25 protein-coding genes and 1 riboswitch are annotated in these 26,722 nt (G+C 34.5%); of the genes, 11 read left to right on the forward strand and 14 right to left on the reverse strand.

Annotated features, from left to right (window positions below; translation table 11 throughout):
* Window positions 1–14: 14 nt before the first annotated feature.
* The gene (locus ACNQGD_RS13505) at window positions 15–758 is read left to right on the forward strand and encodes a TrmH family RNA methyltransferase (RefSeq protein ID WP_417999645.1); all 744 of its coding nucleotides are present in this window, start codon (window positions 15–17) and stop codon (window positions 756–758) included.
* On the opposite strand, the gene porT is transcribed toward ACNQGD_RS13505, so the two are convergent.
* The 4 genes from porT to ACNQGD_RS13525 all read right to left on the reverse strand — a co-directional run bounded on the left by porT (window position 745) and on the right by ACNQGD_RS13525 (window position 3,607).
* Window positions 745–1,449 (reverse strand): type IX secretion/gliding motility protein PorT/SprT, encoded by a 705-nt coding sequence (gene porT, locus ACNQGD_RS13510; RefSeq protein WP_417993175.1) that lies wholly within the window; start codon window positions 1,447–1,449, stop codon window positions 745–747. The genes ACNQGD_RS13505 and porT overlap by 14 nt on opposite strands.
* A gap of 22 nt (window positions 1,450–1,471) precedes the next feature.
* Window positions 1,472–2,203 carry a bifunctional demethylmenaquinone methyltransferase/2-methoxy-6-polyprenyl-1,4-benzoquinol methylase UbiE gene (gene ubiE, locus ACNQGD_RS13515; RefSeq protein ID WP_417993174.1) on the reverse strand — a complete coding sequence of 244 codons (732 nt, stop codon included), beginning with the start codon at window positions 2,201–2,203 and terminating at the stop codon, window positions 1,472–1,474.
* A 574-nt stretch (window positions 2,204–2,777) separates the two neighbouring features.
* Window positions 2,778–3,260 carry a dihydrofolate reductase gene (locus ACNQGD_RS13520; RefSeq protein WP_417999646.1) on the reverse strand — a complete coding sequence of 161 codons (483 nt, stop codon included), beginning with the start codon at window positions 3,258–3,260 and terminating at the stop codon, window positions 2,778–2,780.
* A gap of 14 nt (window positions 3,261–3,274) precedes the next feature.
* Window positions 3,275–3,607, reverse strand: coding sequence for a 2TM domain-containing protein (locus ACNQGD_RS13525; RefSeq protein WP_417993172.1), 333 nt, complete (start codon window positions 3,605–3,607; stop codon window positions 3,275–3,277).
* Window positions 3,608–3,844: 237 nt separating this feature from the next.
* On the opposite strand from ACNQGD_RS13525, the gene ACNQGD_RS13530 reads away from it, so the two are divergent.
* Complete coding sequence (locus ACNQGD_RS13530) at window positions 3,845–4,141, forward strand: isoamylase early set domain-containing protein (RefSeq protein ID WP_417999647.1); 297 nt, start codon at window positions 3,845–3,847, stop codon at window positions 4,139–4,141.
* Window positions 4,142–4,165: 24 nt separating this feature from the next.
* On the opposite strand, the gene ACNQGD_RS13535 is transcribed toward ACNQGD_RS13530, so the two are convergent.
* The 5 genes from ACNQGD_RS13535 to ACNQGD_RS13555 form a co-directional block, all read right to left on the reverse strand.
* On the reverse strand, window positions 4,166–4,990 hold the full coding sequence (locus ACNQGD_RS13535; RefSeq protein WP_417999648.1) for a thymidylate synthase: 825 nt from the start codon (window positions 4,988–4,990) through the stop codon (window positions 4,166–4,168).
* Between the two features lie 31 nt (window positions 4,991–5,021).
* Window positions 5,022–6,305 (reverse strand): metal-dependent hydrolase family protein, encoded by a 1,284-nt coding sequence (locus ACNQGD_RS13540; RefSeq protein ID WP_417999649.1) that lies wholly within the window; start codon window positions 6,303–6,305, stop codon window positions 5,022–5,024.
* 125 nt (window positions 6,306–6,430) lie between these two features.
* Window positions 6,431–7,054 (reverse strand): bifunctional nuclease domain-containing protein, encoded by a 624-nt coding sequence (locus ACNQGD_RS13545; RefSeq protein WP_417996536.1) that lies wholly within the window; start codon window positions 7,052–7,054, stop codon window positions 6,431–6,433.
* Window positions 7,055–7,199: 145 nt separating this feature from the next.
* Window positions 7,200–8,168 carry an electron transfer flavoprotein subunit alpha/FixB family protein gene (locus ACNQGD_RS13550; protein WP_417999650.1) on the reverse strand — a complete coding sequence of 323 codons (969 nt, stop codon included), beginning with the start codon at window positions 8,166–8,168 and terminating at the stop codon, window positions 7,200–7,202.
* Window positions 8,169–8,269: 101 nt separating this feature from the next.
* On the reverse strand, window positions 8,270–9,016 hold the full coding sequence (locus ACNQGD_RS13555; RefSeq protein WP_417996538.1) for an electron transfer flavoprotein subunit beta/FixA family protein: 747 nt from the start codon (window positions 9,014–9,016) through the stop codon (window positions 8,270–8,272).
* Window positions 9,017–9,306: 290 nt separating this feature from the next.
* Here ACNQGD_RS13555 and ACNQGD_RS13560 point away from each other — a divergent pair, with 290 nt between their 5' ends.
* The 5 genes from ACNQGD_RS13560 (at window position 9,307) to ACNQGD_RS13580 (ending at window position 16,817) form a co-directional block, all read left to right on the forward strand.
* Complete coding sequence (locus ACNQGD_RS13560; protein WP_417993166.1) at window positions 9,307–10,287, forward strand: pyruvate dehydrogenase complex E1 component subunit beta; 981 nt, start codon at window positions 9,307–9,309, stop codon at window positions 10,285–10,287.
* A gap of 135 nt (window positions 10,288–10,422) precedes the next feature.
* Window positions 10,423–12,909 carry a DUF5686 and carboxypeptidase-like regulatory domain-containing protein gene (locus ACNQGD_RS13565; protein ID WP_417999651.1) on the forward strand — a complete coding sequence of 829 codons (2,487 nt, stop codon included), beginning with the start codon at window positions 10,423–10,425 and terminating at the stop codon, window positions 12,907–12,909.
* Between the two features lie 97 nt (window positions 12,910–13,006).
* A complete protein-coding gene (locus ACNQGD_RS13570) occupies window positions 13,007–13,609 on the forward strand; it encodes a DNA-3-methyladenine glycosylase family protein (RefSeq protein WP_417999652.1) in 603 nt (200 codons plus the stop codon).
* 106 nt (window positions 13,610–13,715) lie between these two features.
* Window positions 13,716–14,246: an inorganic diphosphatase gene (locus tag ACNQGD_RS13575; RefSeq protein ID WP_091173192.1), complete on the forward strand. Its 531-nt coding sequence runs from the start codon at window positions 13,716–13,718 to the stop codon at window positions 14,244–14,246.
* Between the two features lie 111 nt (window positions 14,247–14,357).
* Window positions 14,358–16,817: a sodium-translocating pyrophosphatase gene (locus tag ACNQGD_RS13580; RefSeq protein WP_417999653.1), complete on the forward strand. Its 2,460-nt coding sequence runs from the start codon at window positions 14,358–14,360 to the stop codon at window positions 16,815–16,817.
* Between the two features lie 65 nt (window positions 16,818–16,882).
* Here the strand turns inward: ACNQGD_RS13580 and ACNQGD_RS13585 are convergent, their stop codons facing one another.
* The 4 genes from ACNQGD_RS13585 to ACNQGD_RS13600 all read right to left on the reverse strand — a co-directional run bounded on the left by ACNQGD_RS13585 (window position 16,883) and on the right by ACNQGD_RS13600 (window position 19,146).
* On the reverse strand, window positions 16,883–17,251 hold the full coding sequence (locus ACNQGD_RS13585; RefSeq protein WP_417993162.1) for a helix-turn-helix domain-containing protein: 369 nt from the start codon (window positions 17,249–17,251) through the stop codon (window positions 16,883–16,885).
* Between the two features lie 2 nt (window positions 17,252–17,253).
* Complete coding sequence (locus ACNQGD_RS13590) at window positions 17,254–17,550, reverse strand: type II toxin-antitoxin system HigB family toxin (protein ID WP_417993161.1); 297 nt, start codon at window positions 17,548–17,550, stop codon at window positions 17,254–17,256.
* A gap of 190 nt (window positions 17,551–17,740) precedes the next feature.
* Window positions 17,741–18,355, reverse strand: a complete 615-nt coding sequence (locus ACNQGD_RS13595; protein ID WP_091204248.1) for a deoxynucleoside kinase — start codon at window positions 18,353–18,355, stop codon at window positions 17,741–17,743.
* Window positions 18,355–19,146 carry a hypothetical protein gene (locus tag ACNQGD_RS13600; RefSeq protein ID WP_417999654.1) on the reverse strand — a complete coding sequence of 264 codons (792 nt, stop codon included), beginning with the start codon at window positions 19,144–19,146 and terminating at the stop codon, window positions 18,355–18,357. The genes ACNQGD_RS13595 and ACNQGD_RS13600 overlap by 1 nt, the downstream gene beginning before the upstream one ends.
* Before the next feature lie 114 nt (window positions 19,147–19,260).
* Here ACNQGD_RS13600 and ACNQGD_RS13605 point away from each other — a divergent pair, with 114 nt between their 5' ends.
* Both ACNQGD_RS13605 and ACNQGD_RS13610 read left to right on the forward strand, forming a co-directional pair.
* A complete protein-coding gene (locus ACNQGD_RS13605) occupies window positions 19,261–20,151 on the forward strand; it encodes a GLPGLI family protein (protein ID WP_417999655.1) in 891 nt (296 codons plus the stop codon).
* 57 nt (window positions 20,152–20,208) lie between these two features.
* Window positions 20,209–22,911, forward strand: coding sequence for a carboxypeptidase-like regulatory domain-containing protein (locus ACNQGD_RS13610; RefSeq protein ID WP_417999656.1), 2,703 nt, complete (start codon window positions 20,209–20,211; stop codon window positions 22,909–22,911).
* Between the two features lie 195 nt (window positions 22,912–23,106).
* Here the strand turns inward: ACNQGD_RS13610 and metK are convergent, their stop codons facing one another.
* Window positions 23,107–24,357 carry a methionine adenosyltransferase gene (gene metK / locus ACNQGD_RS13615; RefSeq protein ID WP_417993157.1) on the reverse strand — a complete coding sequence of 417 codons (1,251 nt, stop codon included), beginning with the start codon at window positions 24,355–24,357 and terminating at the stop codon, window positions 23,107–23,109.
* 755 nt (window positions 24,358–25,112) lie between these two features.
* Between metK and ACNQGD_RS13620 the strand changes: the two genes are divergently transcribed.
* Both ACNQGD_RS13620 and ACNQGD_RS13625 read left to right on the forward strand, forming a co-directional pair.
* Entirely contained in the window at window positions 25,113–25,322 is a 210-nt protein-coding gene (locus ACNQGD_RS13620) for a hypothetical protein (protein ID WP_417999657.1), read from the forward strand.
* Between the two features lie 232 nt (window positions 25,323–25,554).
* Window positions 25,555–25,679: riboswitch (SAM riboswitch) on the forward strand.
* Window positions 25,680–25,757: 78 nt separating this feature from the next.
* On the forward strand, window positions 25,758–26,720 hold the full coding sequence (locus ACNQGD_RS13625; RefSeq protein ID WP_417999658.1) for an alpha/beta fold hydrolase: 963 nt from the start codon (window positions 25,758–25,760) through the stop codon (window positions 26,718–26,720).
* Window positions 26,721–26,722: the final 2 nt, after the last annotated feature.

A 26,722-nucleotide genomic window follows, 5' to 3' on the forward strand; every position in this document is an offset into this window, starting at 1 on the left:
AAGTACATTATTTTATGGTTAGTAAAAACCAAATAAAGCTTATAACGAGTTTGCAGCAAAAAAAATATAGAATTGCCAATAAATTATTTTTTGCCGAAGGCGTAAAGGGGATTCAGGAACTGCTGGAGTCTAATTTTGAATTGGAACATTTGTATACCACCCAAAGTGACTTTGAAGAAGTTTCTGTAGCTAAAAAAACGATTATTCAAGAAAATGATTTAAAAAAAATAAGTGTATTAGCAACCCCAAATACCTGTTTGGGCGTTTTTAAAATGCCATTGGAAAAACCAATTATTGAAACCGGTTTAATTGTTGCGCTTGATGCTATTCGTGATCCGGGAAATTTAGGAACCATTTTGCGTTTGTGTGATTGGTTTGGGGTTCAGCAGTTGCTGTGTTCAAAGGAAACGGTTGATATTTATAATCCAAAGGTGGTTCAGGCAACTATGGGTTCTATCGCCAGGGTAAACGTAAATTATATTGATCTCGATGCTTTTATTGCGCATACAAAATTACCCGTTTTTGGTACTTTTATGGACGGAGAGAATATTTACAAATCGGTTTTGCCCAAAGAAGGAATTATCATTATGGGTAATGAAGCTAATGGCGTTTCGGCAGCACTTGAAAAATTAGTCAAAAACAGACTCACAATTCCTCGTTTTGGAGATCTTCAAAAAACAGAAAGCCTAAATGTTGCCACTGCGACCGCTATAGTATTAAGCGAGTTTTGTAGAGGATACCTTTTTAATGGAAAGTAAAATTGATGAAGACCGCTCTGGTTTTCAAAGATTCTATATTACTTGTCCATGGACTGTTTGGATCTTTATCTCGGATTAATTCGTCATTCATTCCAAAAACGCCTCTTATGGAAGGGGAAAATATAAAATATTCCGAAAAAAGATCAATTCCAAAACCCAATTCATAATTAGTTGTCCATGCTTTTACTCTAAAGCGTTGCTCCAAATTGTCATCAATTAATTTAGAATTGCTCGATAAATTTAACGTTGCAGATACGCCTCCCACAAGATAAGGACGAATATTTCCAGTTCTAAGAGAAGAAAATTTTACTAATAATGGGAAATGGATATAAGTACTATTCACTTCTCTCAACGCATCTCCGCTGTTTGTAAAATTTGGATAATATAAATCTCTTTTTGTATAGTAAAGCCCCGGCTCAAATCGCAAGTCAATATATTCCTGAAGTTTCAAGTCAGCGACGATACCCACATTAAATCCAGTGCTTTTTTTGATAAGAATATCAGGCGCTACCGTTTTATAGTCTATTTTGAAATCATACGAGTTGAATCCCAGATAAAACCCGTAGTACATTCTCTTTTTTTGAAAATTTTCCAAATTAATAATAGGGTCTCTGCTAAATATATTTTTAGACTTTTGCGCGTATCCTTTTATAATAAAAGCAAAAAATAGTAAGACAATTATTTTTCTCATGTTTATGCTGAAATCTTCAGTATTATTTTTTAGAAGCAGAGTAAATAGTAGCTACGCCAAAAGTTTGCGGTAAGGCTACAACATTTATAAACCCAATTTTTCTCAAAATATTGTTTAATGCTTCGCCATAAGGAAATGCAGCGGCAGATTCAGATAAGTAACCGTAAGCAACATCATCCTTAGAGAAGACTTTGCCTATTAGCGGAAGAATGTTTCTAGTGTAAAACTTATATCCTTGTTTGTAAGGAGTTTTCACCGGCACCGAAGTTTCTAAAATTACAAATACTCCGTTAGGTTTTAAAACTCTTAAAATTTCACCTAAGCCTTTTTCTAAATTTTCAAAATTACGTACTCCAAAAGCAACGGTTATTGCATCAAAATAATTGTCTTCAAAAGGCATGTTTTCTGAGTCGGCCAAAATCATTTCAATAGTATTAGAAAGATTTTTTGAAGCAATTTTTCTCACGCCCACTTCCAGCATTCCTGCAGAGATATCGAGTCCAATGATTTTTTCGGCATTTGTTTGTGCCATCAAAATTGCTAAATCACCAGTTCCGGTTGCAATATCCAGAATAATCTTCGGGCTAGATTTTGAAACTATTTGCAATACTTTTTTACGCCATTTTATATCAATACCGAAAGAAATGACACGATTCAGATTGTCATAATTTCCAGAAATGGTGTCAAACATTTTTGCAACTTGTTCTTTTTTACCTAGAGCTGAATCTTTATAGGGCGTTATTTTTTCTGACATTTTTTTAATTTGTACAAATATAATACAAACTTGACGAACTTAAAATGGGTTTCAAAAATTAGAAACAAGTTTTATTTTTAGTTTTTAAAATAGCTTAAAATCCAGAATTCACTTTATTTGAAATATCACTAAAAGTGGGTATTGTAACTAAAGATTTTATTGTACAAATTTGTTACTCAGGAAAATAACCATATTAAATGATTAAAAGAGAATCGATCAACCAAATCAAGTGGATAATTTTAGCGTTTTTTATCTCATTTGTTCTTGTTAGCTGTTTTGAAAACACTGTTTTACAAAGCAGTGTTGTAGTTAAAGCGCAAAATACGTTCTTAGGATTAAATTTGTTTTTGGAAATTTTAATTTTTTTCGTCTTTAGTACCTTCGTGGTATTTGGTATTAAAGGCTTTTTTGAGATGTATTCTCAGAAAACTTCAAATGTTATAATCTTCATTTCTGGAGTATTACTACTATTTGTAATTTTTATTTTATGTTATCAAATACTCTTTCAAGAGTAGGTCATCTCTTTAATTAATGGTTTAAAAAAAAACATCCCGTAAAAAGGATGTTTTTTGTTTTATTTTCTAATGAATGTCTGATAGGAATAATCGTAGAGATGTTTTTCGTCCTTCTCATTAAATTCTGAAACAATTATTTCCCATTCTTCTTCACTAATATCGGGAAAATGCGCATCACCTTCAAACTTGTGATGCACCCGTGTGATTTCTATTTTGTCAGTGAAGGGAAGTCCTAAAGTATAAATTTCGCCACCGCCAATTATAAAGGTGTCTTCATCTTTCGGACAAATGGCTAATGCCTTGTCAATATTGTCAACTATGATACAGCCTTCGGCCTGATAGTCTTTCTGTCGTGTAATTATAACGTGGGTTCTGTTAGGCAATGGTTTTGGAAAACTTTCAAATGTTTTTCTTCCCATTATAATATGATGTCCGGATGTGAGGGATTTAAATCTTTTGAAATCATTTGGCAAATGCCAAACCAGTTTGTTGTTTTTACCTAAAACATTATTTTCGGCAACGGCCGCAATCATTATTATCATAATTGATTTACTATTTATTTAAGGTCGTCGTTGTTCACCTGCGTTTGTAACTGATCCAGTTTTTTTTGTTGTAAAGCTACAAGTCGGTCTATTTGTTCTCTTTCCCAGTTTTTATTCATAAAACGATCTGTGATGAAAACTTTTATGAAATGTAAAATAAAGAGGAACAGCCATATAGTAATTACCCAAATTGACCAGTGAGAATCTACGGCGATTTCAAAAAATTTATTAGCAATAAATAAAAGTAAGCTCCCTAAAACGAAAAGAACAAAATGAAAATACAGTCTTTTTTTTTGTTTAAGTCTTCTCCTGGCATATTCATACTGTTCGTGTAGTTCTTTTTCCATCAATCAAATTTTAGTTTATAAAGGTAAAATTTATTTTGGTAAGTCACTATTTTGCCTGTAGATTATTTAGAATGAAAACGTTTTCTGATTTTTGAAAAGTAAATTTAGCCTGCTAATAATTATTGAATTATTCGTAAATTAACATAGTTTGCCCTATTCTGTTAAATCTTTGGGTCTGTGTTGAAAGTTCAAATTCTTTTATTTTCTTTGTCTTATAAATCTATAAATGAAATAGTTATGGCAATTAAGAAACAATTCGTTAAAACAAAGTCAGTGTGCAAAGTTACTTTTTCCGTTGTGGCAAAAGAGGCCAGTGAAGCTTCCGTTGTTGGAGATTTCAATAATTGGAGTGTTGCTGAAGGAGCTTTGAGCAAATTAAAAAATGGCACTTTCAAAGGGGTGTTTGATGTAAGCAAAGATGCGGCTTATGAATTCAAATACGTTATTGATGGCACATTTGTAAATGAGCCAGAAGCAGATTCTTTCAAATGGAATGAATTTGCAGGAAATGAAAACGGTGTTTTAGTAGTTTAACTAAAACACCGTTTTTTTATTGCTTTAGACCGCAACACTGCCTTTTATCAAGGCATGCGGTTCATAGCCTTCGAGCGTGAAATCATCAAAATCGAATGCGAAGATGTCTTTTATATTGGGATTCAAAATCATTTTTGGTAATGGTTTTGGCTCACGGGACAATTGCAATTCGAGTTGTTCAAAATGATTGTTGTAAATGTGTGCGTCACCAAAAGTGTGAATGAATTCCCCTGGTTGCAAGTCGCAAACCTGTGCAATCATCATGGTCAGTAATGCGTACGAAGCAATGTTAAAAGGAACGCCTAAAAAAATATCAGCACTTCGCTGGTACAATTGACATGATAATTTGCCGTCAGAAACATAAAACTGAAAGAAAGCGTGGCAAGGAGGCAAAGCGGCTTTATTGTTGGCTACATTTTCGTCAAATGATTTTGTTGTGTCTGGAAGAACCGAAGGATTCCATGCCGAAACCAACATTCTGCGACTGTTAGGATTGGTTTTTAGTTCTTTGATCAATTCCGAGATTTGGTCAATCTCTTCACTATTCCAGTTGCGCCATTGGTGGCCATAAACGGGTCCTAAATCGCCATTGGCATTAGCCCAAGCGTCCCAAATTTTAACGCCGTTTTCTTGAAGGTACTTAATATTTGTATCGCCTTTTAAAAACCAAAGCAATTCGTAGATAATAGATTTTAGGTGTAACTTTTTAGTAGTAACCATTGGGAAACCTTCATTCAAATCAAAACGCATTTGGTAACCAAATACACTTTTTGTTCCTGTTCCGGTACGATCTCCTTTTTGACAACCGTTTTCCATTACATGTTGCACTAAGTCTAAATATTGCTTCATTGTATCTTTATTCTATTTTGCGGTGAGCGATTTAGTTTTTATATATTTTTCCGTCTTTCATTACAAATATGACTTTTTCCAACGTTTTGATAGTATTCAAAGGATTTTCATCAACTGCAATAATGTCTGCCAAAAAGTTTTCTTTGATTTGTCCTACTTCATTTCCAATACCTAATAACATCGCATTCGTTGTTGTGGCTGATTGTATAGCTGCTAATGCGGGCATTCCGGCTTCAACCATGTAGCCAAATTCCTTCGCATTCGTACCGTGGGCAAAAACTCCGGCGTCGGTTCCAAAAGCAATTTTGACTCCTTTTTTATATGCTTTGGCAAAAGTAGCTTTCAGTTGTGGACCAACTTCTCTAGCTTTTGGAACAACGATGTCAGGATAAAAACCAGTAATTTCGGCATTTTTTTCGACTTCTTTTCCAGCCGTTAAAGTAGGAACTAAATAAGCATCGTATTTTTTCATCAATTCCATTGTCTCTTCACTCATAAAGGTGCCGTGCTCAATCGTTTTTATACCGCCTAATATAGCGCGTTGCATTCCTTCATCTCCGTGGGCATGGGCTGCGGTAAGCATATTGTAATCCTTGGCTGTTGTTGTAATAGCTTTGATTTCTTCTAAAGTAAATTGAGGATTTTTACCGCTTTTTGCCACACTTAAAACACCGCCGGTAGCTGTGATTTTAATAACATCGGCTCCTTCTTTATAGCGCTCTCTTACGGCTTTTACAGCTTCTTCAGGCGAATTGATTACACCTTCATGCGGTCCTGGATCGCCTACAAGTTTTCTATTGCTTCCGTTCGTTGGGTCGGCATGTCCGCCTGTTGTGGCAATCGATTTTCCTGCGGTATATATTCTTGGACCTTTTACGATTCCTTTATTTATAGCATTTCTTATGGAGATATTAACGCCGGTTCCTCCTAAATCACGTACGGTTGTGAATCCGGCTAGAAGGGTGATTTCTGCACAACGAACGGCTTGAAATGCAATATCAGCCTCGTTGTCTAAATATTTTGACATGTAACTTTTAGTGTCATGCTCTCCTTCAATATGTACGTGTAGATCGATAAGACCTGGTAATACATATTTTTTTTTGAGGTCTATTTCAATGTCTTCGGGTTTAGCTTTAGATACAAACCCATCTTGTATTTTTGTGATTTTGTTTTTAGATACAACTATGGTTTGGTTGGATAACTCTTTGCCGGATTGAGTGTTTAGAATTTTTCCGCAGTGTAAATAATAATCCTGAGAAAATACGACTGTAGAAATAAATAAGGTTGCGGCAATAAGGACAAATTTTGTTTTCATAGATGAGTTTATAACAGATGTAAATAAAAATATATAAAAAAGTGGAGCATTAAATACAGCTGCATTTTTTAGGTGGTTAATCGTTTATGTATCCAATAAAGCAATAATGAAAATCAAAATTAAAGTTATCTCTTCGAGATTTCGTCTCTAATTTTTGCTGCTTTTTCGTAATCTTCATGCGAAACCGCTTGGTCTAACAGTTCATTCAATTCCTGTAAACTATGCTTAGAATACGTTTCTCCAGATTGATTGCTTTCCTCTTCATGACCAAAAGTATCTGGATTAGACAGCACATCGTCAATTTCTTGGGAGTCTTTGTTGGCATCTTGTGGATTGTTTTTTAGGTATATTCCAGCTTTGTCCAGTATGTTTTTGTAGGTGAAAATAGGAGCGTTAAAACGCAACGCTAACGCAATTGCATCAGAGGTTCTGGCGTCAATAATTTCCTCTATTTTATCTCTTTCGCAAATAATGCTCGAATAAAAAACACCATCAACTAACTTGTGAATAATGACTTGTTTCACCACAATATCAAAACGTTCTGCAAAATTTTTAAATAGATCATGCGTCAAAGGACGTGGTGGTTTTATCTCTTTTTCTAATGCAATAGCAATGGATTGGGCTTCAAAAGCACCAATGACAATAGGTAATTTTCTTTCGCCATCAACCTCGTTCAATATTAAAGCATACGCTCCGTTTTGAGTTTGACTGTATGAAATTCCTTTTATGGATAATTTAACTAAGCTCATAATTCTTAAATGGGTAAGTACAGCGTACTTATTTTTGATGAAAATCAAGTAGCATTTTTTGTTAAAAAAAATGCTACTCAAAAGCAAAGATACAAATATCTTGTTTTTAAGTAGCATTTAAATCGATTTAATGATTTCCTGTTGTTTAGGAATTCTGAGCTTTGAAAGCTTTAAATTTCTCAATTAATTTAGGAACAATTTCAAAGGCATCTCCAACAACTCCGTAGTCAGCTACTTTGAAAAATGGTGCTTCCGGATCGCTGTTGATTACAACTTTAACTTTAGAAGAGTTGATTCCTGCAATGTGTTGTATGGCTCCCGAAATTCCAATCGCAATATAAAGGTTTGTAGCAACTGGTTTTCCTGTTTGTCCTACGTGCTCTCCGTGAGGTCTCCATCCTAAATCAGAAACTGGTTTTGAACAAGCAGTCGCAGCTCCAAGAACTGTAGCTAATTCTTCTACCATTCCCCAATTTTCGGGACCTTTTAATCCACGACCAGCCGAAACTACAATATCAGCATCAGCAATGGAAACTTTTCCAGAAACTTTTTCAACTGATTCTACTTTTACACCAAAATCATTGTCGCCAATAGTTGGGTTAAAATCCTCCTGAGTTAATGCAGATGCATTTTCAAAAACACCATACGAGTTTTTAGCCAATCCAAGCACTTTTACGTCTGTTGCAATTTCAGTGATATTAAAGGCTTTGTTTGAAAAAGCATTTCTTTTTACTTGAAAAGGCGAAGTTGAAATAGGTAATCCAACAACATTTGATGCATAACCAGCTTCTAAAGCTACTGCAACAAGTGAGGAAAGATAAATGCTGTCTGTCGTTGACGAAAGTAAAACTAATTTTACGTTTTCCTTTTGAGCAGCTTGTTTAATAACATCAGCGTATGCTTTTGCGGTAAATCCAGATAATTTATCGTTGTTTACTTTTAATACTTTGTCTACACCGTATTTTGATAATTCTGAAACATCTCCAGCATTTACGGTTACAGCGGTCACGGTAGTTCCTAAAGTTTCCGCTACTTTTTTTGCGTAAGAAGCTAATTCGAATGCTACTTTTTTAAATTTTCCTTCTGCGTATTCCGCGTATATTAATATTGACATAATTTTTTGTTTTAGTCTTAAAGTTCTAAAGTCTAAAGTCATAAAGGGAAATTAGTGTCAACTTTTATCCTTTCGACTTTCGACATTCGACTTTATGACAGTTAGATTACTTTCGCTTCGTTGTGTAATAAATTGATTAATTCATCTAAATTGTCAGGAGAAATTAATTTCACGGCTGATTTAGGAGCTGGTTTTTCAAATTTCACTGCTTTTGTATTTACAGTGGCGTCAACAGGCTCCAGAATTGTCAAGGCTTTAGTCCTTGCAGTCATAATACCTCTCATGTTAGGAATGCGCAAGTCTTTTTCTTCAACCAATCCTTTTTGACCACCAATGATTAATGGTAAAGTAGTAGCAACGGTTTCTTTTCCTCCGTCAATTTCACGAACAGCTTTTACGCTTGTTCCGTCAACAGTAAGGTTCGTACAAGAGTTTAGGAAGTTGTATCCTAAAATTCCGGCAATCATTCCAGGAACCATTCCGCCATTATAATCTAAAGATTCTTTTCCGGCGATAATTACATCGTAACTGCCGTTTTTGATTACTTCAGCAAGTTGTTTGGCTACAAAAAATCCGTCAGTAGGAGTAGCGTTGACACGAATTGCTTCGTTAGCGCCTATTGCTAATGCTTTTCTTAAAGTTGGTTCGGTTTCTGGTCCTCCAACATTTACAACAGTTACAGTTGCACCTTGTTGTTCTTGGAACCAAATAGCACGTGTCAAACCAAATTCGTCATTTGGATTGATTACGTATTGTACGCCATTGGTGTCAAATTCAGAATCACCGTTGACAAAGTTAATTTTTGAAGTAGTATCAGGAACGTGACTGATGCAAACTAATATTTTCATAAGTATATATTTTGATTTTTCTAAAAAGCTTTGACAAATTTAAAATAATAATTCGAATAATATACTATGCATGCATAATATTTTTGAATACTATTACGATTTCGTAGCCCGGATAGTAGCGGCATCCTTCCTGTGGTTCCTTTAGCCACAGGAAGATACAGCGGATAGCCGGAAATAGCTCCTGAAAATTATCACTATAAATCCTGATTAATTTAAAGTAATTTATGCTTTTAAGTGATATAAAATATTTATTTTTGCTTTTCGAAAATTAGACACATACAACATATAATATGAGAACGATACAGTTTAGAGAGGCCATTTGCGAAGCGATGAGCGAAGAAATGCGTCACGACGAGTCCATATACTTAATGGGTGAAGAAGTTGCAGAATACAATGGTGCGTACAAAGCATCTAAAGGAATGCTTGCTGAATTTGGCGAGAAAAGAGTCATTGATACTCCTATCGCAGAGCTTGGTTTTACTGGTATTGCAGTAGGATCAGCAATGAACGGATGCCGACCGATTGTGGAATACATGACTTTCAATTTCTGTTTAGTAGGGATTGATCAAATTATAAATAACGCTGCCAAAATGCGTCAGATGACTGGCGGACAATTTAATGTGCCAATTGTTTTTCGTGGTCCAACAGCTTCGGCAGGACAATTAGGAGCAACACACTCACAAGCATTAGAAAACTGGTTTGCGAATACTCCAGGTCTTAAAGTAGTAGTTCCATCTACTGTTTATGATGCAAAAGGATTGTTGAAAGCAGCTATTCGTGATAATGATCCTGTGATTTTCATGGAATCAGAACAAATGTATGGTGATAAAGGTGAAGTGCCAGATGGGGAATATATTATTCCACTTGGAGTTGCTGATATCAAACGTGAAGGTACTGATGTGACTATCGTTTCTTTTGGAAAAATTATTAAAGAAGCGCATATTGCTGCTGATGAATTAGCCAAAGAAGGAATTTCTTGTGAAATTATCGATTTGAGAACCGTACGTCCTATGGATTATGAGACGATTTTAACATCGGTTAAAAAAACAAATAGATTAGTGGTTCTTGAAGAAGCTTGGCCTTTTGCAAGTGTCGCTTCTGAAATTACCTATATTGTTCAAGAACGCGCTTTTGATTTCTTGGATGCGCCTATTCAACGTATCACAACTGCAGATACCCCAGCGCCTTACTCTCCAGTATTGCTGAAGGAATGGTTGCCAAATGCGGGTGATGTTGTAAAAGCGGTTAAAAAAGTACTCTATAAAAAATAGTCAGTTGGAACAATTTGATTTGGAATAAACTTTAACAATCAATTTTTTTAAATATCAAATAATCTGGCGGTCTAAATTAACTATATTTGAAACTTCATCAATTCTTTATTTGATGAAGTTTTTTTTTGAAAGATTATGAAAAAAAATCTCTTACTTCTCTTGTTTTTTTTGGTGATTTCGGCAACTACTGTTTTTGCGCAAACAAAAGTGAGCGGTGTTGTGGTTGATAAATCCAACCAGCCTATTCCATTCGCCAACGTGGTTTTCAAAGATTCCAGTGAAGGAATTGTTACTAATGAAGACGGTAAGTTTTATCTAGAATCCCAGAAAACATATACCACTTTAGTAATATCTTCTGTAGGTTTTTCTGAGAAGGAAATTATTTTAGACAAGCCTGTAAATTATAATTTCAAAATTCAGTTAAGTGAAGCCGAAAGTTTGAGCGAAGTAGTTGTTTTTGTAGGGAAAACTTCTAAAAAGAACAATCCTGCACTAGATATTCTTAGAAAAATTTGGGAGAGAAAACGCAAAAACGGACTCTATTTGTTTGACCAATACCAGATGGAAAAGTATGAAAAAATAGAATTTGACATGAATTCTATTGACAGTGCTTTCATGAAAAGTAAACTTTTTAAAGGGATGGAATTTATATTCGATCAAATGGACACGTCAAGTGTAACCGGGAAAACCTATTTGCCTATTTTTATAAATGAATCGCTCAATGATGTTTATGGAGATAATACATTAAAAAAAGTAAAAGAGAAAATAAAAGCCAATAAAACGTCCGGATTTAATGGGAACCAACAAATCTTAACTTTTGTAAAAGACTTGTATTCGGATTACAATATTTACAACAATTACTTGACTTTTTTTGACAAAAGCTTTACCAGTCCATTATCTAAAACAGGAATTGATGTCTATAATTATGTCTTGAAAGACAGTGCGTATATTGATGAAAAATGGTGTTATAATATTGTTTTTTATCCAAGACGTAAAAATGAATTGACTTTCAAAGGAGATTTTTGGGTGAATGATTCCACATTTGCCATTAAGAAAATCAACATGGCAGTTACCAAAAGCGCCAATATCAACTGGGTAAAAGATATTTACTTAGAGCAGGAATTTGAAGTGGTCAGTGACTCTGTGTTCTTGTTGACCAAGGATTATCTAATGTCCGACTTTGCTTTGAACAAAAAAGAAAATTCCAAAGGCGTTTACGGAAAAAGAACCAGTTTTTATAGAAATCATCAATTCAATAAAGAGCTGCCTGTTGCTTTTTATAAAGATGAAGTCAATTATATGGATGCCGATGTCTACAATAAATCTGAGGAATACTGGAATGAAAACCGTTTCGAAAACTTGAGCAAGGATGAATTGGGTGTTTATAAAATGCTGGATACGTTGCAAACTGTAAATAAATTCAAACAATTGTACAGCTTGGTTTCCATACTTGGAAGCGGTTATGTGGAGTTTAAAAATTTTGATTATGGACCTGTTTTTTCCACATTTGGGTACAATGAAGTCGAAGGAGTCCGCCTGCGAGTAGGAGGAAGAACCTATTTTGGACCCAATGATCCTTGGCGAATTCAAGCCTACACGGCGTATGGATTTGACGATGATAAATTTAAATATGGAATTTCCGGAAAATGGATGGTCGACAAGAAAAACCGCATCATTTTATCCGGAGGAAATAGGCGTGATATTGAACAAATAGGCGCCAGTTTGACTACCACAAATGATGTTTTGGGCCGAAGTTTTGCTTCGTCCTCTGTGTTTTCATCTGGCAGCAATGGGAAATTGACCAATATCAATTTGACCAATATGGCCATAGAAATAGAACCCATAAAAAACGTTACATTTCAGGCCGGTATTTCGTACCGTACACTGGCGTCTGCATCGCCTACTTTTAGCTTGGATTATTACACGGATATAGCCAATTTAGTTACTAAAAGTGATGTGAAGCAATCCGAAGCGAACTTTCAGATTGAGTATTCTCCAAAGCGAAAAACCATAGGTTTTGGAGTTGAAAGAAGCAATGTTGACAGTCCGTTCAGTCGCTTTTTTGTGAATTACAGTCATGGATTCAAAGGGCTATTGAACAGTGATTTCAAATATGACAAATTTCAATTGTATTACAAACAGCCCATAATTATCGGACCTTTAGGAAGAACTAATATTATTATGGAAGTGGGGAAAACCTTTGGGAAAGTGCCGTTAGGTTTACTGAGTGTTATTCCTGGGAATCAGACCTATTTCACCATCGAAAACACGTTCAGCAATCTTAATTTCTATGAATTTGTGTCCGACCAGTATGCTACTTTGCAATGGAATCACAATTTCAATGGTCGAATTTTTTCTAGAATTCCGTTCATGCGCAAACTCAATTGGAGGGAAATTGTATCCGTAAAAGGGGTTTATGGAACCATTTCTGATGAAAACAGAGCCATTAATGCCTCAGGTTTAATTTACAATGCACCCGAAAAAGTATATTGGGAATACAGCGCCGGAATTGGGAATATCTTCAAAGTATTCCGCATCGATTTCGCTTGGCGAGGCAATTATCTCAACACGCCGGATACGAATCGTTTTACGGTAAAAGGATCGTTCGGGTTTAATTTTTAGGAGCTATTCCAGCTGTACACTATATCTTTTTATAAGGCGAAGAAAAATCGCCCTATAAAAAGGATGCCGTTTCCATCCGGGCTAAAAAAATCTGATTATGCAAGAAGCCATCGACTATCTTTTAGAAAAAGAAACCATTTTCAAGTCAATTATTGAACAATACGGAATGCCAATCATTCCCAAAAGGCCACAAGGTTTTGAGACTTTGGTATTGTTGATTTTGGAACAACAAGTATCTATAGATTCTGCCAAAGCCACTTTTTTAAAAATAAAAGCCAGTCAAAAAGCCATAGCACCCGAAGTTCTTCTTCACGTTTCGGACGAGGAATTTAGGAATCTTGGCGTAAGCCGTCAAAAAACGTCGTATATCAAAGCTTTGGCAACAGCGCTGTTAAATAAAGAGCTTGATTTAGAAAGTTTGCCAACCAAAACGGCTCAGCAAGTACGCGAAGAACTCATTAAAATCAAAGGAATAGGTAACTGGACTATTGATATTTACTTGATGTTTTGTCTGCAATCCCCGGATTTATTGCCTTTAGGAGATATTGCGGTCGTAAATACGATAAAGGAATTGCTGAATATTCACAATAAAGACGCCATGGAAATTCATGCGGAACAATGGAGTCCGTATCGTTCTTATGCAACCTATCTATTGTGGCACCATTATTTAAACAAACGAAATAGGAAGGTGGTGTACTAAAGTACTCACTGTTAAAATTTAATCATTATATAACACACATTTTTTGTTGTAAAAAGGGATACTTTCCTTACTTTTGCCCCATAAATATAGAAAAGAAAAAATTAAAATGACTGCAGACAAATTAACAACTTTCGATGTCTTAATCGAAATACCAAGAGGAAGTAGAAATAAATACGAATATGATTTCGAAATAAAAAGAATGCGTTTTGATCGAATGTTATTCTCTTCGATGATGTACCCGGCTGATTACGGATTTATCCCGGAAACATTAGCATTAGACGGCGATCCATTAGATGTTTTGGTTTTGGTAAACGAACCAACTTTTCCTGGATGTGTGATGGAAGTAAAACCTATCGGTGTTTTCCACATGGCAGATGATAAAGGACCAGATGAAAAAGTAATCTGTGTGCCAGTTTCAGATCCAATCTGGAATTCATTAAATGATTTGTCAGATATGAATCCACACTTATTAAAAGAAATTGAACACTTTTTCCAAGTGTACAAAGATCTTGAAAATAAGAAAGTTGATGTAGGTGGTTGGGGAGATGTAAATGAAGCCTATGAAATAATCAGAAAATGTACGGAGCGTTTTAATCAAATCGAAAACAAACCAGAAGGATTATTTAGTATTAAATAATTTTACACCATAATTTTTACAAAAAGAGCAATATTCTGTTAAGAGTATTGCTTTTTTGTTTAAATTCGTTTTGTTACACTAGTAATTTTAACCAAAAACCAAACCAAAATTATGAATACAATTATGATTTATTTGCCAATAGCCATGGCATTTATTGGACTGGCATTTATGTTTACAAAACGAGCATGGGTTTTAAAACAAGATCCGGGTGACGGTAAGATGAAAGAGATTTCGGATTACATTTACGAAGGAGCTTTGGCTTTCCTAAAAGCAGAATATAGGTTATTGACTTTCTTTGTCATTGGAGCTAGTGTTGTTTTGGCCGGAATTTCATTTTTCGTTCCTACTACACACATCTTAATAGTTGTTGCTTTTGTTTTTGGTGCTTTTTTCTCGGCTTTAGCAGGGAACATGGGAATGAAAATTGCAACAAAAACAAATGTTAGAACCACACAGGCTGCTCGTACCAGTCTGCCGCAAGCACTGAAAGTTTCTTTTGGCGGTGGAACCGTAATGGGATTAGGCGTTGCGGGATTAGCCGTTTTAGGGTTGACCACTTTCTTTATATTTTTCTTTCATTTTTTTATGAATGGAGTTTGGACTTCCACAGAGGATATGACCATTGTTTTGGAAACCTTGGCTGGATTTTCTCTTGGAGCAGAATCTATCGCTTTGTTTGCCAGAGTTGGTGGTGGAATTTATACCAAAGCTGCCGATGTTGGTGCGGATTTAGTAGGAAAAATAGAAGCTGGAATCCCAGAGGATGATCCTCGTAATCCGGCTACCATTGCTGATAACGTAGGGGATAACGTGGGAGATGTAGCCGGAATGGGTGCTGATTTATTTGGTTCTTATGTTGCAACTGTTTTAGCGGCTATGGTTCTTGGGAATTATGTAATCAAAGACATGGGCGGAACTATTCAAGATGCTTTTGGCGGAATAGGACCTATTTTATTACCAATGGCAATCGCCGGTTTTGGAATTTTATTTTCGATTATCGGAACGATGTTAGTGAAAATTACAGATGATAATGCCAAAGAAGCACAAGTTCAAAAAGCATTAAATATAGGAAACTGGGTTTCTATTCTATTAACGGCTATCGCTTGTTTCTTCTTAGTACACTATATGTTGCCGGAAACCATGAAAATGGATTTCTTTGGAGAAGGGACTAAAGAAATTTCATCCATGCGCGTTTTCTATGCCACAATCGTTGGGTTAGTGGTTGGGGCTGTTATCTCATCGGTAACGGAATATTACACAGGTTTGGGTACAAAACCCGTTATGGCTATTGTACAAAAATCGTCAACCGGAGCAGGAACAAACGTAATTGCAGGACTGGCAACAGGAATGATTTCTACGTTTCCAACCGTTTTATTATTCGCTGCTGCAATTTGGACATCGTACGCTTTTGCAGGATTTTATGGTGTGGCTTTAGCAGCATCCGCAATGATGGCAACCACGGCAATGCAATTAGCAATTGATGCTTTCGGGCCCATTTCGGATAACGCAGGAGGAATTGCAGAAATGAGCGAATTGCCAAAAGAAGTGCGTACCAGAACGGATATTTTAGATTCAGTAGGAAATACAACTGCAGCAACTGGAAAAGGATTCGCAATCGCTTCGGCAGCATTAACGTCACTGGCTTTATTCGCTGCGTATGTAACGTTTACAGGAATTGACGGGATTAATATTTTCAAAGCACCGGTTTTAGCGATGTTATTTGTAGGCGGAATGATACCGGTAGTTTTCTCTGCTTTGGCCATGAATTCCGTTGGAAAAGCAGCGATGGATATGGTGTATGAAGTACGGCGCCAGTTCAGGGAGATTCCAGGAATTATGGAGGGAACCGGAAAACCGGAATATGCAAAATGTGTCGATATTTCTACCAAAGCCGCTTTGCGCGAAATGATGTTGCCGGGAATTTTGACTATTGGTTTTCCAATTGCGATTGTTTTACTAGGGAAATTGGTTTATTCAGACAATAACCAATTAATTGCAGAAATGCTAGGAGGTTATATGGCTGGAGTGACCGTTTCAGGTGTGCTTTGGGCTGTTTTTCAAAACAATGCAGGAGGTGCCTGGGACAATGCCAAAAAATCTTTTGAAGCAGGAGTTATGATCAATGGTGAAATGACCTATAAAGGTTCTGATGCACATAAAGCGGCAGTAACTGGAGATACTGTTGGAGATCCGTTCAAAGATACTTCTGGACCATCGATGAATATTTTGATTAAATTGACGTGTTTGATAGGTTTGGTAATTGCCCCAATTTTAGGAAACGGAAGTCACACCATTTCTGGTAAAGCAGCGTGTTGCGCCTCAACTGAAATGTGTGCTTCCATGTCAAAAGAAGAATGTCTGGCAAAAGGATGTGACAGTAAAACCTGTAGATTTATGAATGCTTCCGAGGCAGTAACTAAAATCGTTTCTAAAGAAGTTTCTATCGAAAAAACAAATATTGACGGAAAAGTAAAAGCGACCATTAAAACAACAATAAACGGGAAAGTTACTATTCAAAATTTCGAAGGTACTGACGAAGAAGTTCAAACTAAGATTGATTCTTTGAAATAATTGGCTAATCATTATAAATAAAAATGCCCCGAAATTGCGGGGCATTATTATTTGAAATCATAAAATTATTGTTCTAATGCATATTCTTTGATTAAAGTGGAAGCAGGAATATGAAGTGTTTCTGTTAAAACTCTAATTTGTTTAATAGTTAAAGCTCTTTTGCGTTTAAAAATTTCAGTTACTCTAGAGCGACTATTTAAAATGACTCCTAAATCAGCATCTGTAAGTCCGTTTTGCTCCATCATGAACTTAATGGCTTCAATTGGATCTGGCTCGGCAATAGGGTAATGTATTTGCTCGTATTTTTCTATAAGAGTGACTAGAATATCTAATTCATCCCCTTCTTTTGTATTTTGTTTAGCATCAAAAAGAATATTTATTCTTTCTAAAGCTAAATCATAATCTTTTTCTGTTTTTATAGGATTTATTTCCATTTTTATAAGTTTTTAATGTCTTTCAAACTGTCATATTCAGGATGCGTTCCAATAAATAAAATATAGACAATTTGTGTTATATAATTAATTTTCACGATTAATCGGTAATGGTTACCGCAAATATTAAATACGACTTTATTATTTCCAATAAAATCAGCTGAACCAAAAATAGATTTTATCGCATTAGAATTGGTGAAACTATTTTTGTCAATGACCTGATACCAGGATAATAATTGCTGTTTTGAGTTTGGATATTGTTCCCAAAAATTTTGTAAGGTTCTTTTAGCGATTATTCTCATGCTTTATTTTCTACGTCAAAGATAGTTGAAAATTCCCTGTTTGGGAAAAATAATTTTTATGTTTTAATTTATACTCATTGAGCTGTGAAAACAGATATAAATTTTTGGAAATCTTTTTAAACAATAATGCCCCGCAATTGCGGGGCATTATTATTTATGAAAATCTGTGATAATTTGTGGAATCTGTGTTCTAAAACAATCCGTTCAATTCGGCATCAATTCGGTTAAAAATAGTTCCTAAATCTTCTGGATTGTCAACAAAATTTATGTTGTCCACATCAATGATTAATAATTTCCCTTTGTCGTAGGTTTGAATCCAACCTTCATAACGTTCGTTCAATCGACTCAAATAATCAATGGATATTGAGTTTTCGTATTCGCGACCACGTTTGTGTATTTGTCCCACTAAATTAGGGATAGAACTCCTTAAATAAATCAATAAATCAGGTGCTTTAACTGTAGATTCCATTAATTCAAAAAGAGAAGAATAATTCTGGAAATCACGATTGGTCATTAAGCCCATCGCATATAGGTTAGGAGCAAAAATATGCGCATCTTCATAAATGGTTCTGTCCTGAATGATTTTTTTACCGCTTTCACGAATTTGCATCACTTGACGGAAACGGCTATTCAAGAAATAAATTTGTAAATTAAATGACCAACGTTCCATTTGATGGTAAAAATCATCTAAGTACGGATTATCAACAACGTCTTCATAATGCGGTTCCCACTTGAAATGTTTCGCTAATAAGCGTGTTAAAGTTGTCTTTCCAGAGCCAATGTTTCCTGCTATTGCTATGTGCATTACGGTATTGTGATTTTATAATTTGTAATTCCTGCTGATGTAAAAATAGATAAAATTTGGTCTTTGTAATAGAATTTTTTAAACGTTTTTTCTGAAATTTCAATTTCAGTTTTTTTACCTTTTTCTACATCCTCTAAAATCAAAATGGAGTTATTGGAATAGATAAACTGACTCTCATTAATAATTACAATGGAATCATAATCAGGAATTTTTCCTACACTTATTATTTTTCCAAAAATGTCAGATACGTACCAGTTATTTTTATTATCAACCCAATGAAAAACATTAAAATCGGAAGAATAATTCTGGATGCTTTCTGTAAAAGGAACCGAAATGGTTTTGTAGTTATTGCTTAAATAATCATAAAGCCCCAGTTGCTGGTTCATAGTATTATAAACCCACAATTGATTTTGAGAAGCTATTCCAGTTGCTGAAGCTACAATAGGAATTATATTTTCTGAAAAATTTATTTTTTGGGTTTCATTCAATTGATTGTCCAAAACGATAACCGTATTGAAATTTTCGTAAAATAAGACGATTTTAAGTGGGTTTTGCAGGTCAACTTTGGTGATTTTGCCTAAAGAAATATTTTTATATTCTAAAGTATCTCGTTTGCTAATTTTAGAAAAAACATTGTTTTTAATAGTGTAATAAAAACCAAATGAATCGTATCCTAAAAACACATCTCCATCAAAACGAATGAAGTCAATTTTAGTTGGAGTCAGTTTTTGGTCTTGACTCAATACTACTGAAAAAGAGGCGATAAAGAGTAAAAATGCTAATTTATTCATGAAAGCGAAATTACAATTAAACGGTATACAATTATGATTATCTTATTATTATTTTAATAAAATCCGTGTAACAAAAAAAGTATTTTTAAGTCTTATTTATTAAAATCCAAAAGTATGTATAAAGTAATTTTCACAGTAGCAGTAACAGTCGCATCATTTATGGGACTTCATGCTCAGGAATTTCAAGGAATGGCAGTTTACGAATCGAAAACCAGTACTTCCGATTTTAAAACGCGAATGGAAAGCAATAAGGAGATGACTCCGGACATGCAAAAAATGATCGAAGAAAGAATGAAGAAAATGTTCGAAAAGACATTCATCCTTAATTTTGATAAATCGGCATCGATATACAAAGAAGAAGAAAAGCTAGATACTCCAGGGCAAGGTGGTGGCGGAATGCGAATGATGATGTCTATGACTGGCGGTGGAGGAACGTATTATAAAAATGTAAAAGAGAAATGTTACACTATTGATAAAGAGTTCATGGGGAAAGAGTTTCTGGTAAAAGATTCGTTGCCTAATTTACAATGGAAAATAGAAGGGGAAATGCGTGTTATTGGTGGCTACAATTGTTTCAAAGCAACTGCTGTGCGTCCTGCGAGCAAAACAGATTTTAGAAATTTTAGACCCAAAAAAGAAGATGCCGCAACTGCAAAACTAGCGGATGCCACAAAGAAAACCAGTCTTTTAGATGAATTGGATATGCCGAAAGAAACTATAATTACGGCTTGGTATACTCCAGAAATCCCAGTGAATCAAGGGCCTGAAAACTACTGGGGATTACCAGGTTTAATATTGGAAGTAAATGATGGCAAAACAGTTATTTTGTGTTCGAAAGTGGTTCTGAATCCTAAAGTTAAAACCGAAATAAAAGCGTCAACGAAAGGAAAAGTAACGACTCAAAAAGAATTTGATGAAACGGTTTTAAAAAAAATGGAAGAATTCAGAGACATGAACCAAGGACGTGGCGGAAATGGCGGAATGAGAATGAGAATTGGAGGATAAAAATAAGCCAAATCAGAGTTTAAAATCAATACTACAGATTTCATCCATAATCTCTAAATGAAAAATACAATACTAATTGCCCTATTTTTTATTACCTCAATTTCCTTTGCACAATCCGTTAAATTAGAAGGTCTTATAACCGATTCAAAAACAGTTGGACTTGAAATGGCCAATGTGATGGCGGTAAATAAAGCCACAAAAGCGATGGATTCTTACGCCATAACAAATGATAAAGGCAAGTTTGTTCTTAATCTAAAACCAAATACTGCGTATAATTTAAAAATTAGTTATTTGGGAATGCAGAATAAAGAGCTGGAGATAACTACCACTTTAGAAAATAGCATTAAAAACATTGCGCTTGAAGAAGGCGGAATTGAATTGGATGGAGTTGAAATTGTTCGAGAAATGCCGGTTTCGATAAAAGGAGATACCATTGTTTATAATGCCGATTCTTTCAAATCCGGAACGGAACGAAAACTAGAAGATTTACTAAAAAAACTGCCTGGTGTTGAGGTCAATGCTGATGGTGAAATTGAAGTTGAAGGAAAAAAAGTGTCCAAATTAATGGTGGAAGGGAAAGACTTTTTTGATGGCGATACTAAGTTAGGCGTAAAAAACATTCCGGCAGATGCTATTGATAAAATCCAAGTGTTGCGCAACTACAACGAAAATTCAATCCTAAAAGGCGTGGAGAACAATCAGGATAATATTGCGATGAATATCAAACTAAAGTCAGGAAAGAAAAATTTCTGGTTTGGAGATATGACAGCAGGAATTGGAGTAGCGCATGAGGAAAGTCGCTATTTGATAAACCCAAAATTGTTTTATTACAATCCAAAATACAGTATCAATTTAATCACAAATTTTAATAATATTGGGGAACTGCCGTTGACGGTTCAGGATTATTTTAAATTCACGGGTGGTTTTAGAGGCATGATGCAAAAAGGTGGTTCTAGTTTTAATGTGTCTTCGAATGATTTGGGAATTTCACTTTTAAGGAACAATAGAGCCAAAGAAATCGAGACTAAATTTGGAGCTACAAATTTCTCCTACAATGTAAATAAAGCGTGGACTTTAAGTGGTTTTGGGATTCTTTCTTCCTCTGAAACGGATTTAGAAACAAAGTCACAAACAAATATTTTACAGCCTAATTCTTCTGAAATTCTTTCTACGGAGAATCGTCAGGAAACGGCGAATCAGAGAAGTAATTTGGGATTATTTAAATTGAGTTCGAGTTACAAACCAACTACTAAGTTTCAATTTGATTATGATATATTGGCTAAATTGTCCAAACAGGATGAAAATAATTCATTATTGAGAGAATCTATTGTCAGCAATAATGCTACAACTGAAAACATCAATACGTTGAAAAAACAAGATCCGATTTCGGTAAATCAAAACCTGAGTTTGTATTATACGCAAAGCGACAAGAATATTTTTGCTTTCGAAATGCAGCATTTGTACCAAAAGGAAGATCCTTTTTATAACGCTAATTTACAATCGCAACCGTTTAATTTAGCCGATTATATTACTGGGCAAAACAGAAATAACATCAACCAAAATCGCTTTGTGAAAACCAGTAAGATTGACGCTAAATTGGATTATTATTACATGGTTACACCAAAAAGCAATATCAATGTTACGTTAGGAAATACGTATTCTCATCAAAATTTTAATTCCAGTATTTTTCAGATTTTGGATAATAAAATAGTCAATAATTTAGATGATGATGCCAATACAAACGATGTGAATTACAATTTCAACGATACGTTTTTGGGATTGCACTATAAGATTTTGAGTGGCAAATTTACTTTTACACCAGGAGTGAGTTTACATAGTTATAACATGACAAATGAGCAATTAGGAACCAGTTACAGTCAAAATTTCTTTAGAGCATTACCTGATTTATTGGCAATTTACCAAATCAAAAAATCAGAAACAGTAACCTATAATTTTTCGTATACCAATAATTTCACCGATATTAACCAACTAGCTGAAGGTTTTGTTTTCTCCAATTACAATAGTCTGACTAAAGGATACCGACTTTTAGAAAATGCTACCGCCCAAGTACATTCGTTGCGTTACTTTAAATACAATATGTTTAATTTTGAGAACATTACCGCTTTTGCTTCGTATTCTAAAAGATTCGATGCCATAAAAACCAGAGCCGTTTTCAATGGAGTGAATCAAACGTCATCTCCATTTAATTCTGATTTTGCAGATGAAACCTTGTCCGGAAATGGTTCTTATGGACGTTCTTTTCTGAAGAATTACAAAGCCTCTTTAGGAGCGAATCTAAATTGGTCAAAATTCAATAACATTCAGAACAATATATTGTCTACAAACGAAAGTTTTACCCAAAGCTATACTTTGAAAGCATCGACGAATTATAAAAACATGCCTAATTTAGAGTTGGGATATAATATTGTAAATAACGATTATAATAATACTACTTTTTATACAGAAAAGCCTTTTGCGAGACTGGATTATTTCTTTCTGAAGAGCTTTTCATTTGTAACGGAATATGAGTTTTATCATTATTATAACAATACCAAAACGGTCAATAATGAGTATGATTTCTTGAGTGCCAGTTTGATTTATCAAAAGAAAGGGAGCAAGTTAGAATATAAAGTAAGCGGAACTAATTTATTGAACACCATCTCATTAAACGATGATAATTTCAGTCAGTTTGCCACCAGAACCTCACAATATACCGTTCAGCCACGCTATGTAATTTTTTCTTTAAAGTATAATTTATAGGAGCTAATCCGGCTGTACATTTCAATCTTTGCTGAAAAAGATTATTTTTCTAAATAAATAAAGGAGCTTCCGATGGTCGCTCTTTTTTTATAAGAAAAAATGAATCTTTTTTCAGCAAAGGATTTCCATTCCATCAGGGCTAAAAAAACCCGCAATCCAATCGAATTGCGGGTTTAAATATAAAATGGTAACGGATTAAAGTCCAAATGCTGTTTTAACTTGGTCTACGAAATCTAATTTTTCCCAAGTAAACAATTCAACAGTAACTGTTTTTTCATTTCCACCTGGAGCAGAAAAAGTTTTAGTTACCGTTTCTGGCGTACGTCCCATGTGCCCGTAAGCAGCAGTTTCACTGTAAATAGGATTTCTTAATTTTAAACGTTGTTCAATAAAGTAAGGTCGCATGTCAAAAATAGCTTCTACTTTCTTGGCAATTTCACCATTAGTCAAATTCACTTTTGATGTTCCGTACGTATCGATAAAAATACCCATTGGTTTTGCTACTCCAATTGCGTAAGAAACCTGTACTAAAATCTCGTCAGCAACTCCCGCTGCAACTAAGTTTTTAGCGATATGACGGGTTGCATAAGCCGCACTTCTGTCCACTTTACTTGGATCTTTTCCAGAGAACGCACCGCCACCATGAGCGCCTTTTCCACCGTAAGTATCCACAATGATTTTTCTTCCTGTTAAGCCAGTATCTCCGTGTGGTCCTCCAATTACGAATTTCCCGGTTGGGTTGATATGGTAATGGATTGCATCGTTGAATAAATGAGCATGTGCCGGATTTTTAGCAATGATCCTTGGAATCAATATTTCGATGATGTCTTTTTTGATTTTTGCAAGCATTGTTGCTTCTTCATCAAAATCATCGTGTTGTGTTGAGATTACAATAGCTTCAATACGAGTTGGCTTGTTGTCATCGCTGTATTCTAAAGTTACTTGTGATTTTGCATCTGGACGCAAATACGTAATTTCGTTATTTTCACGTCTTAAAATAGCTAACTCCTTCAATAATTTATGAGATAAATCAAGTGCCAATGGCATGTAATTGTCCGTTTCATTAGTAGCGTAACCAAACATCATTCCTTGGTCACCAGCGCCTTGTTCTTCAGGATTTTTTCTGTCAACGCCTTGATTGATATCAGCAGATTGTTCGTGAATAGCCGAAAGAATTCCACAAGAATTAGCTTCAAACATGTATTCGCTTTTAGTGTATCCAATTTTCTTGATTACATCACGAGCGATTTGTTGTACGTCTAAATAGGTGTTTGATTTTACTTCACCAGCCAAAATTACCTGGCCAGTAGTTACTAAAGTTTCGCAAGCTACTTTTGAGTCAGCATCAAATGCCAAAAAATTATCAATTAATGCATCCGAAATTTGATCTGCAATTTTGTCTGGATGTCCTTCGCTTACAGATTCTGACGTAAATAAATAGGCCATAATAATTATTATTTTAAAATTAAGCGAGAAAAAATAATTGCTGAAAAGGACTAAAGAAGAGTTTCTGCTTTAGCATTTTTCTACTGAAAAAATTTCAGTATCCATAATGAATTGATTTCATTATGAAGAGGTTGCAATCAGTTCAAATTTTTCCTCTTGTATTCGAGTGCAAATGTATGAAACCATTTTGAATTGCAAATTAATCTTAACTTTTTTTTGCTTATAAATCTTTTCATCTACTTATATAAATATAAAACGAAATCTTGAGTTTGTTTTTCTTTGTATTTTTTTAAACTTATTTGGAAAATTCAAAAATAGTTAGCATATTTGTTATAACAAAAAAGGAAAGATGAAATTTAATGTGTGTAATATGTATAAAGCCATTCAGGAAAAGTCCTGTGGGTCGTCTATTGCTTAAATTTAAATTAAAATTTATATAGCAAAAGCCTCCCAAGAAAATGGGAGGCTTTTTTTTTGAACTCTATTTCGCTTAAAACAAAACAATATTAATTATAGAATGAATAACCTAAAAATCCAGAATACAAATAATTGTAAAGTCAAAAATATGATTTGCGCCAATGCCATTATGGGCGTTCGTGTCTGTTGATTCCAAAAGTATAAGTTATAACACAACTTAAAAAACCCTTTTGGATACGCATCTAAAAGGGTTTTTTCATTGAGATCAGTTGCAAGCATAAAACATTTCAGAATTCAAAACAATTTAAAACAAAACTAACATCGTAAATTCAATTATCATGAGCACATCAAAACATTTCCCAAAGACATTACGGTTGCTAAAAGGCTTTACTTTCAGAACCAAAACAGAGAAGGAAAGCGATTCAAAAAATGAATTGACCAATCCAAGATTTGAAATATCAAAAAATGATCCTTCGGCACAAAAAAAAGTACCAAATTCATTACTGTTCCAAATGTATTCAAAAGAAAATGAAGAACTTTTTATTTAAGGAACCCGAATTTATTTTCGGTTATGAGATCTTTAAAGGGATCTTTAAAATTGTTATTTTGACAAGGTAAGAACTGTATTTAGTTTAGGATACTTTGTCAAAATAACATTTGTATGTTTATTGTTTTCAGGTTTTTATTTAAACCAAATAAAAAAATTGATTGCACATAAAAATTTGGTTGTTACAAAAAATAGTGCTTAATTTGCAATTATAAGTTCAAAAACGTATTGAAATGTTATAAAGAAAGGCAGAGGGATTAGACCCGATGAAGCCTTAGCAACCCTTCGATTTATCGAAGAAGGTGCTGCATTCTACCTTTATTCTGAATTATTTCAGAATTTAAAGGAAAGATAACACAAAGAATTCTTCTAGTTCACTTCTAGCTTTCTTTCTAATATTTCCAGACACAAATCAAAAATCATAAAAGATTTGAAATTGGAAAATAAACCAACATCTATTACCGTACAAAATTTCACCACCGAGAGTGGGGCTTTTTATGCTACCTTAAACTTAAGTTTTCAAGTTTTTGGACCGGCTTTAAATACTGCTCCTATCGTTTTGGTCAATCATGCCTTAACCGGAAATTCCCAAGTTGTGGGCGATAACGGTTGGTGGAATGATTTAATTGGAGAACACAAAACCATCGATACTAATACATATACAATACTGGCTTTTAATGTTCCCGGAAATGGTTTTGATGATGTTATCATTGAAAATTATTCGGATTTTAATACCAGAGATATTGCCAAAATTTTTATTGAAGGCATTCATTTTCTTAAAATCAAACAGCTTTATGCTATTATTGGCGGTTCCGTTGGTGGAGGAATTGCTTGGGAAATGGTAGCTTTAAAATCAAAAATCACGCAACATTTAATTCCTATTGCAACGGATTGGAAATCGACGGATTGGTTAATTGCCAATTGTTTTTTGCAGGAACAAATTCTGAAAAATTCATCAAAACCTATTGAAGACGCTCGAATTCATGCCATGCTTTGCTACCGAACTCCAGAATCTTTTGCGGCAAAATTCCAGAGAACGACCAATGCTGAATTAGCCATTTTTAATGTGGAAAGCTGGTTGGGGCATCATGGCAAAAAATTACAAAAACGTTTTCAAATTTCGTCTTATAAAATGATGAATCAACTATTGAAAACGATAGACATTACCAGAAACAGCGATTCATTTGAAGAAATAACGTCAAAAATTGAAGCTGATATTCATATCATCGGAATCAATTCAGACTTGTTTTTTACTGCAAATGAAAATAAAGCAACTTACAAGGAATTAAAAAAATATAAAAATAATGTCACCTATCAAGAAATTGTTTCCATTCACGGACACGACGCTTTTTTGATAGAATACAAACAATTAGACAATTTGCTTGCTGCTATTTTTTAGAG

The sequence above is a fragment of the Flavobacterium glucosi genome, from assembly GCF_048286535.1.
In the GTDB taxonomy this organism is placed as follows: Bacteria; Bacteroidota; Bacteroidia; order Flavobacteriales; family Flavobacteriaceae; genus Flavobacterium.

Excerpts from the sequence above, each read along its gene's own strand:
- ACNQGD_RS13505 (WP_417999645.1), top strand. The coding sequence starts at position 15 with ATGGTTAGTAAAAACCAAATAAAGCTTATAACGAGTTTGCAGCAAAAA.
- porT (WP_417993175.1), bottom strand. The coding sequence starts at position 1,449 with ATGAGAAAAATAATTGTCTTACTATTTTTTGCTTTTATTATAAAAGGA.
- ubiE (WP_417993174.1), bottom strand. The coding sequence starts at position 2,203 with ATGTCAGAAAAAATAACGCCCTATAAAGATTCAGCTCTAGGTAAAAAA.
- ACNQGD_RS13520 (WP_417999646.1), bottom strand. The coding sequence starts at position 3,260 with ATGATAATAATGATTGCGGCCGTTGCCGAAAATAATGTTTTAGGTAAA.
- ACNQGD_RS13525 (WP_417993172.1), bottom strand. The coding sequence starts at position 3,607 with ATGGAAAAAGAACTACACGAACAGTATGAATATGCCAGGAGAAGACTT.
- ACNQGD_RS13530 (WP_417999647.1), top strand. The coding sequence starts at position 3,845 with ATGGCAATTAAGAAACAATTCGTTAAAACAAAGTCAGTGTGCAAAGTT.
- ACNQGD_RS13535 (WP_417999648.1), bottom strand. The coding sequence starts at position 4,990 with ATGAAGCAATATTTAGACTTAGTGCAACATGTAATGGAAAACGGTTGT.
- ACNQGD_RS13540 (WP_417999649.1), bottom strand. The coding sequence starts at position 6,305 with ATGAAAACAAAATTTGTCCTTATTGCCGCAACCTTATTTATTTCTACA.
- ACNQGD_RS13545 (WP_417996536.1), bottom strand. The coding sequence starts at position 7,054 with ATGAGCTTAGTTAAATTATCCATAAAAGGAATTTCATACAGTCAAACT.
- ACNQGD_RS13550 (WP_417999650.1), bottom strand. The coding sequence starts at position 8,168 with ATGTCAATATTAATATACGCGGAATACGCAGAAGGAAAATTTAAAAAA.
- ACNQGD_RS13555 (WP_417996538.1), bottom strand. The coding sequence starts at position 9,016 with ATGAAAATATTAGTTTGCATCAGTCACGTTCCTGATACTACTTCAAAA.
- ACNQGD_RS13560 (WP_417993166.1), top strand. The coding sequence starts at position 9,307 with ATGAGAACGATACAGTTTAGAGAGGCCATTTGCGAAGCGATGAGCGAA.
- ACNQGD_RS13565 (WP_417999651.1), top strand. The coding sequence starts at position 10,423 with ATGAAAAAAAATCTCTTACTTCTCTTGTTTTTTTTGGTGATTTCGGCA.
- ACNQGD_RS13570 (WP_417999652.1), top strand. The coding sequence starts at position 13,007 with ATGCAAGAAGCCATCGACTATCTTTTAGAAAAAGAAACCATTTTCAAG.
- ACNQGD_RS13575 (WP_091173192.1), top strand. The coding sequence starts at position 13,716 with ATGACTGCAGACAAATTAACAACTTTCGATGTCTTAATCGAAATACCA.
- ACNQGD_RS13580 (WP_417999653.1), top strand. The coding sequence starts at position 14,358 with ATGAATACAATTATGATTTATTTGCCAATAGCCATGGCATTTATTGGA.
- ACNQGD_RS13585 (WP_417993162.1), bottom strand. The coding sequence starts at position 17,251 with ATGGAAATAAATCCTATAAAAACAGAAAAAGATTATGATTTAGCTTTA.
- ACNQGD_RS13590 (WP_417993161.1), bottom strand. The coding sequence starts at position 17,550 with ATGAGAATAATCGCTAAAAGAACCTTACAAAATTTTTGGGAACAATAT.
- ACNQGD_RS13595 (WP_091204248.1), bottom strand. The coding sequence starts at position 18,355 with ATGCACATAGCAATAGCAGGAAACATTGGCTCTGGAAAGACAACTTTA.
- ACNQGD_RS13600 (WP_417999654.1), bottom strand. The coding sequence starts at position 19,146 with ATGAATAAATTAGCATTTTTACTCTTTATCGCCTCTTTTTCAGTAGTA.
- ACNQGD_RS13605 (WP_417999655.1), top strand. The coding sequence starts at position 19,261 with ATGTATAAAGTAATTTTCACAGTAGCAGTAACAGTCGCATCATTTATG.
- ACNQGD_RS13610 (WP_417999656.1), top strand. The coding sequence starts at position 20,209 with ATGAAAAATACAATACTAATTGCCCTATTTTTTATTACCTCAATTTCC.
- metK (WP_417993157.1), bottom strand. The coding sequence starts at position 24,357 with ATGGCCTATTTATTTACGTCAGAATCTGTAAGCGAAGGACATCCAGAC.
- ACNQGD_RS13620 (WP_417999657.1), top strand. The coding sequence starts at position 25,113 with ATGAGCACATCAAAACATTTCCCAAAGACATTACGGTTGCTAAAAGGC.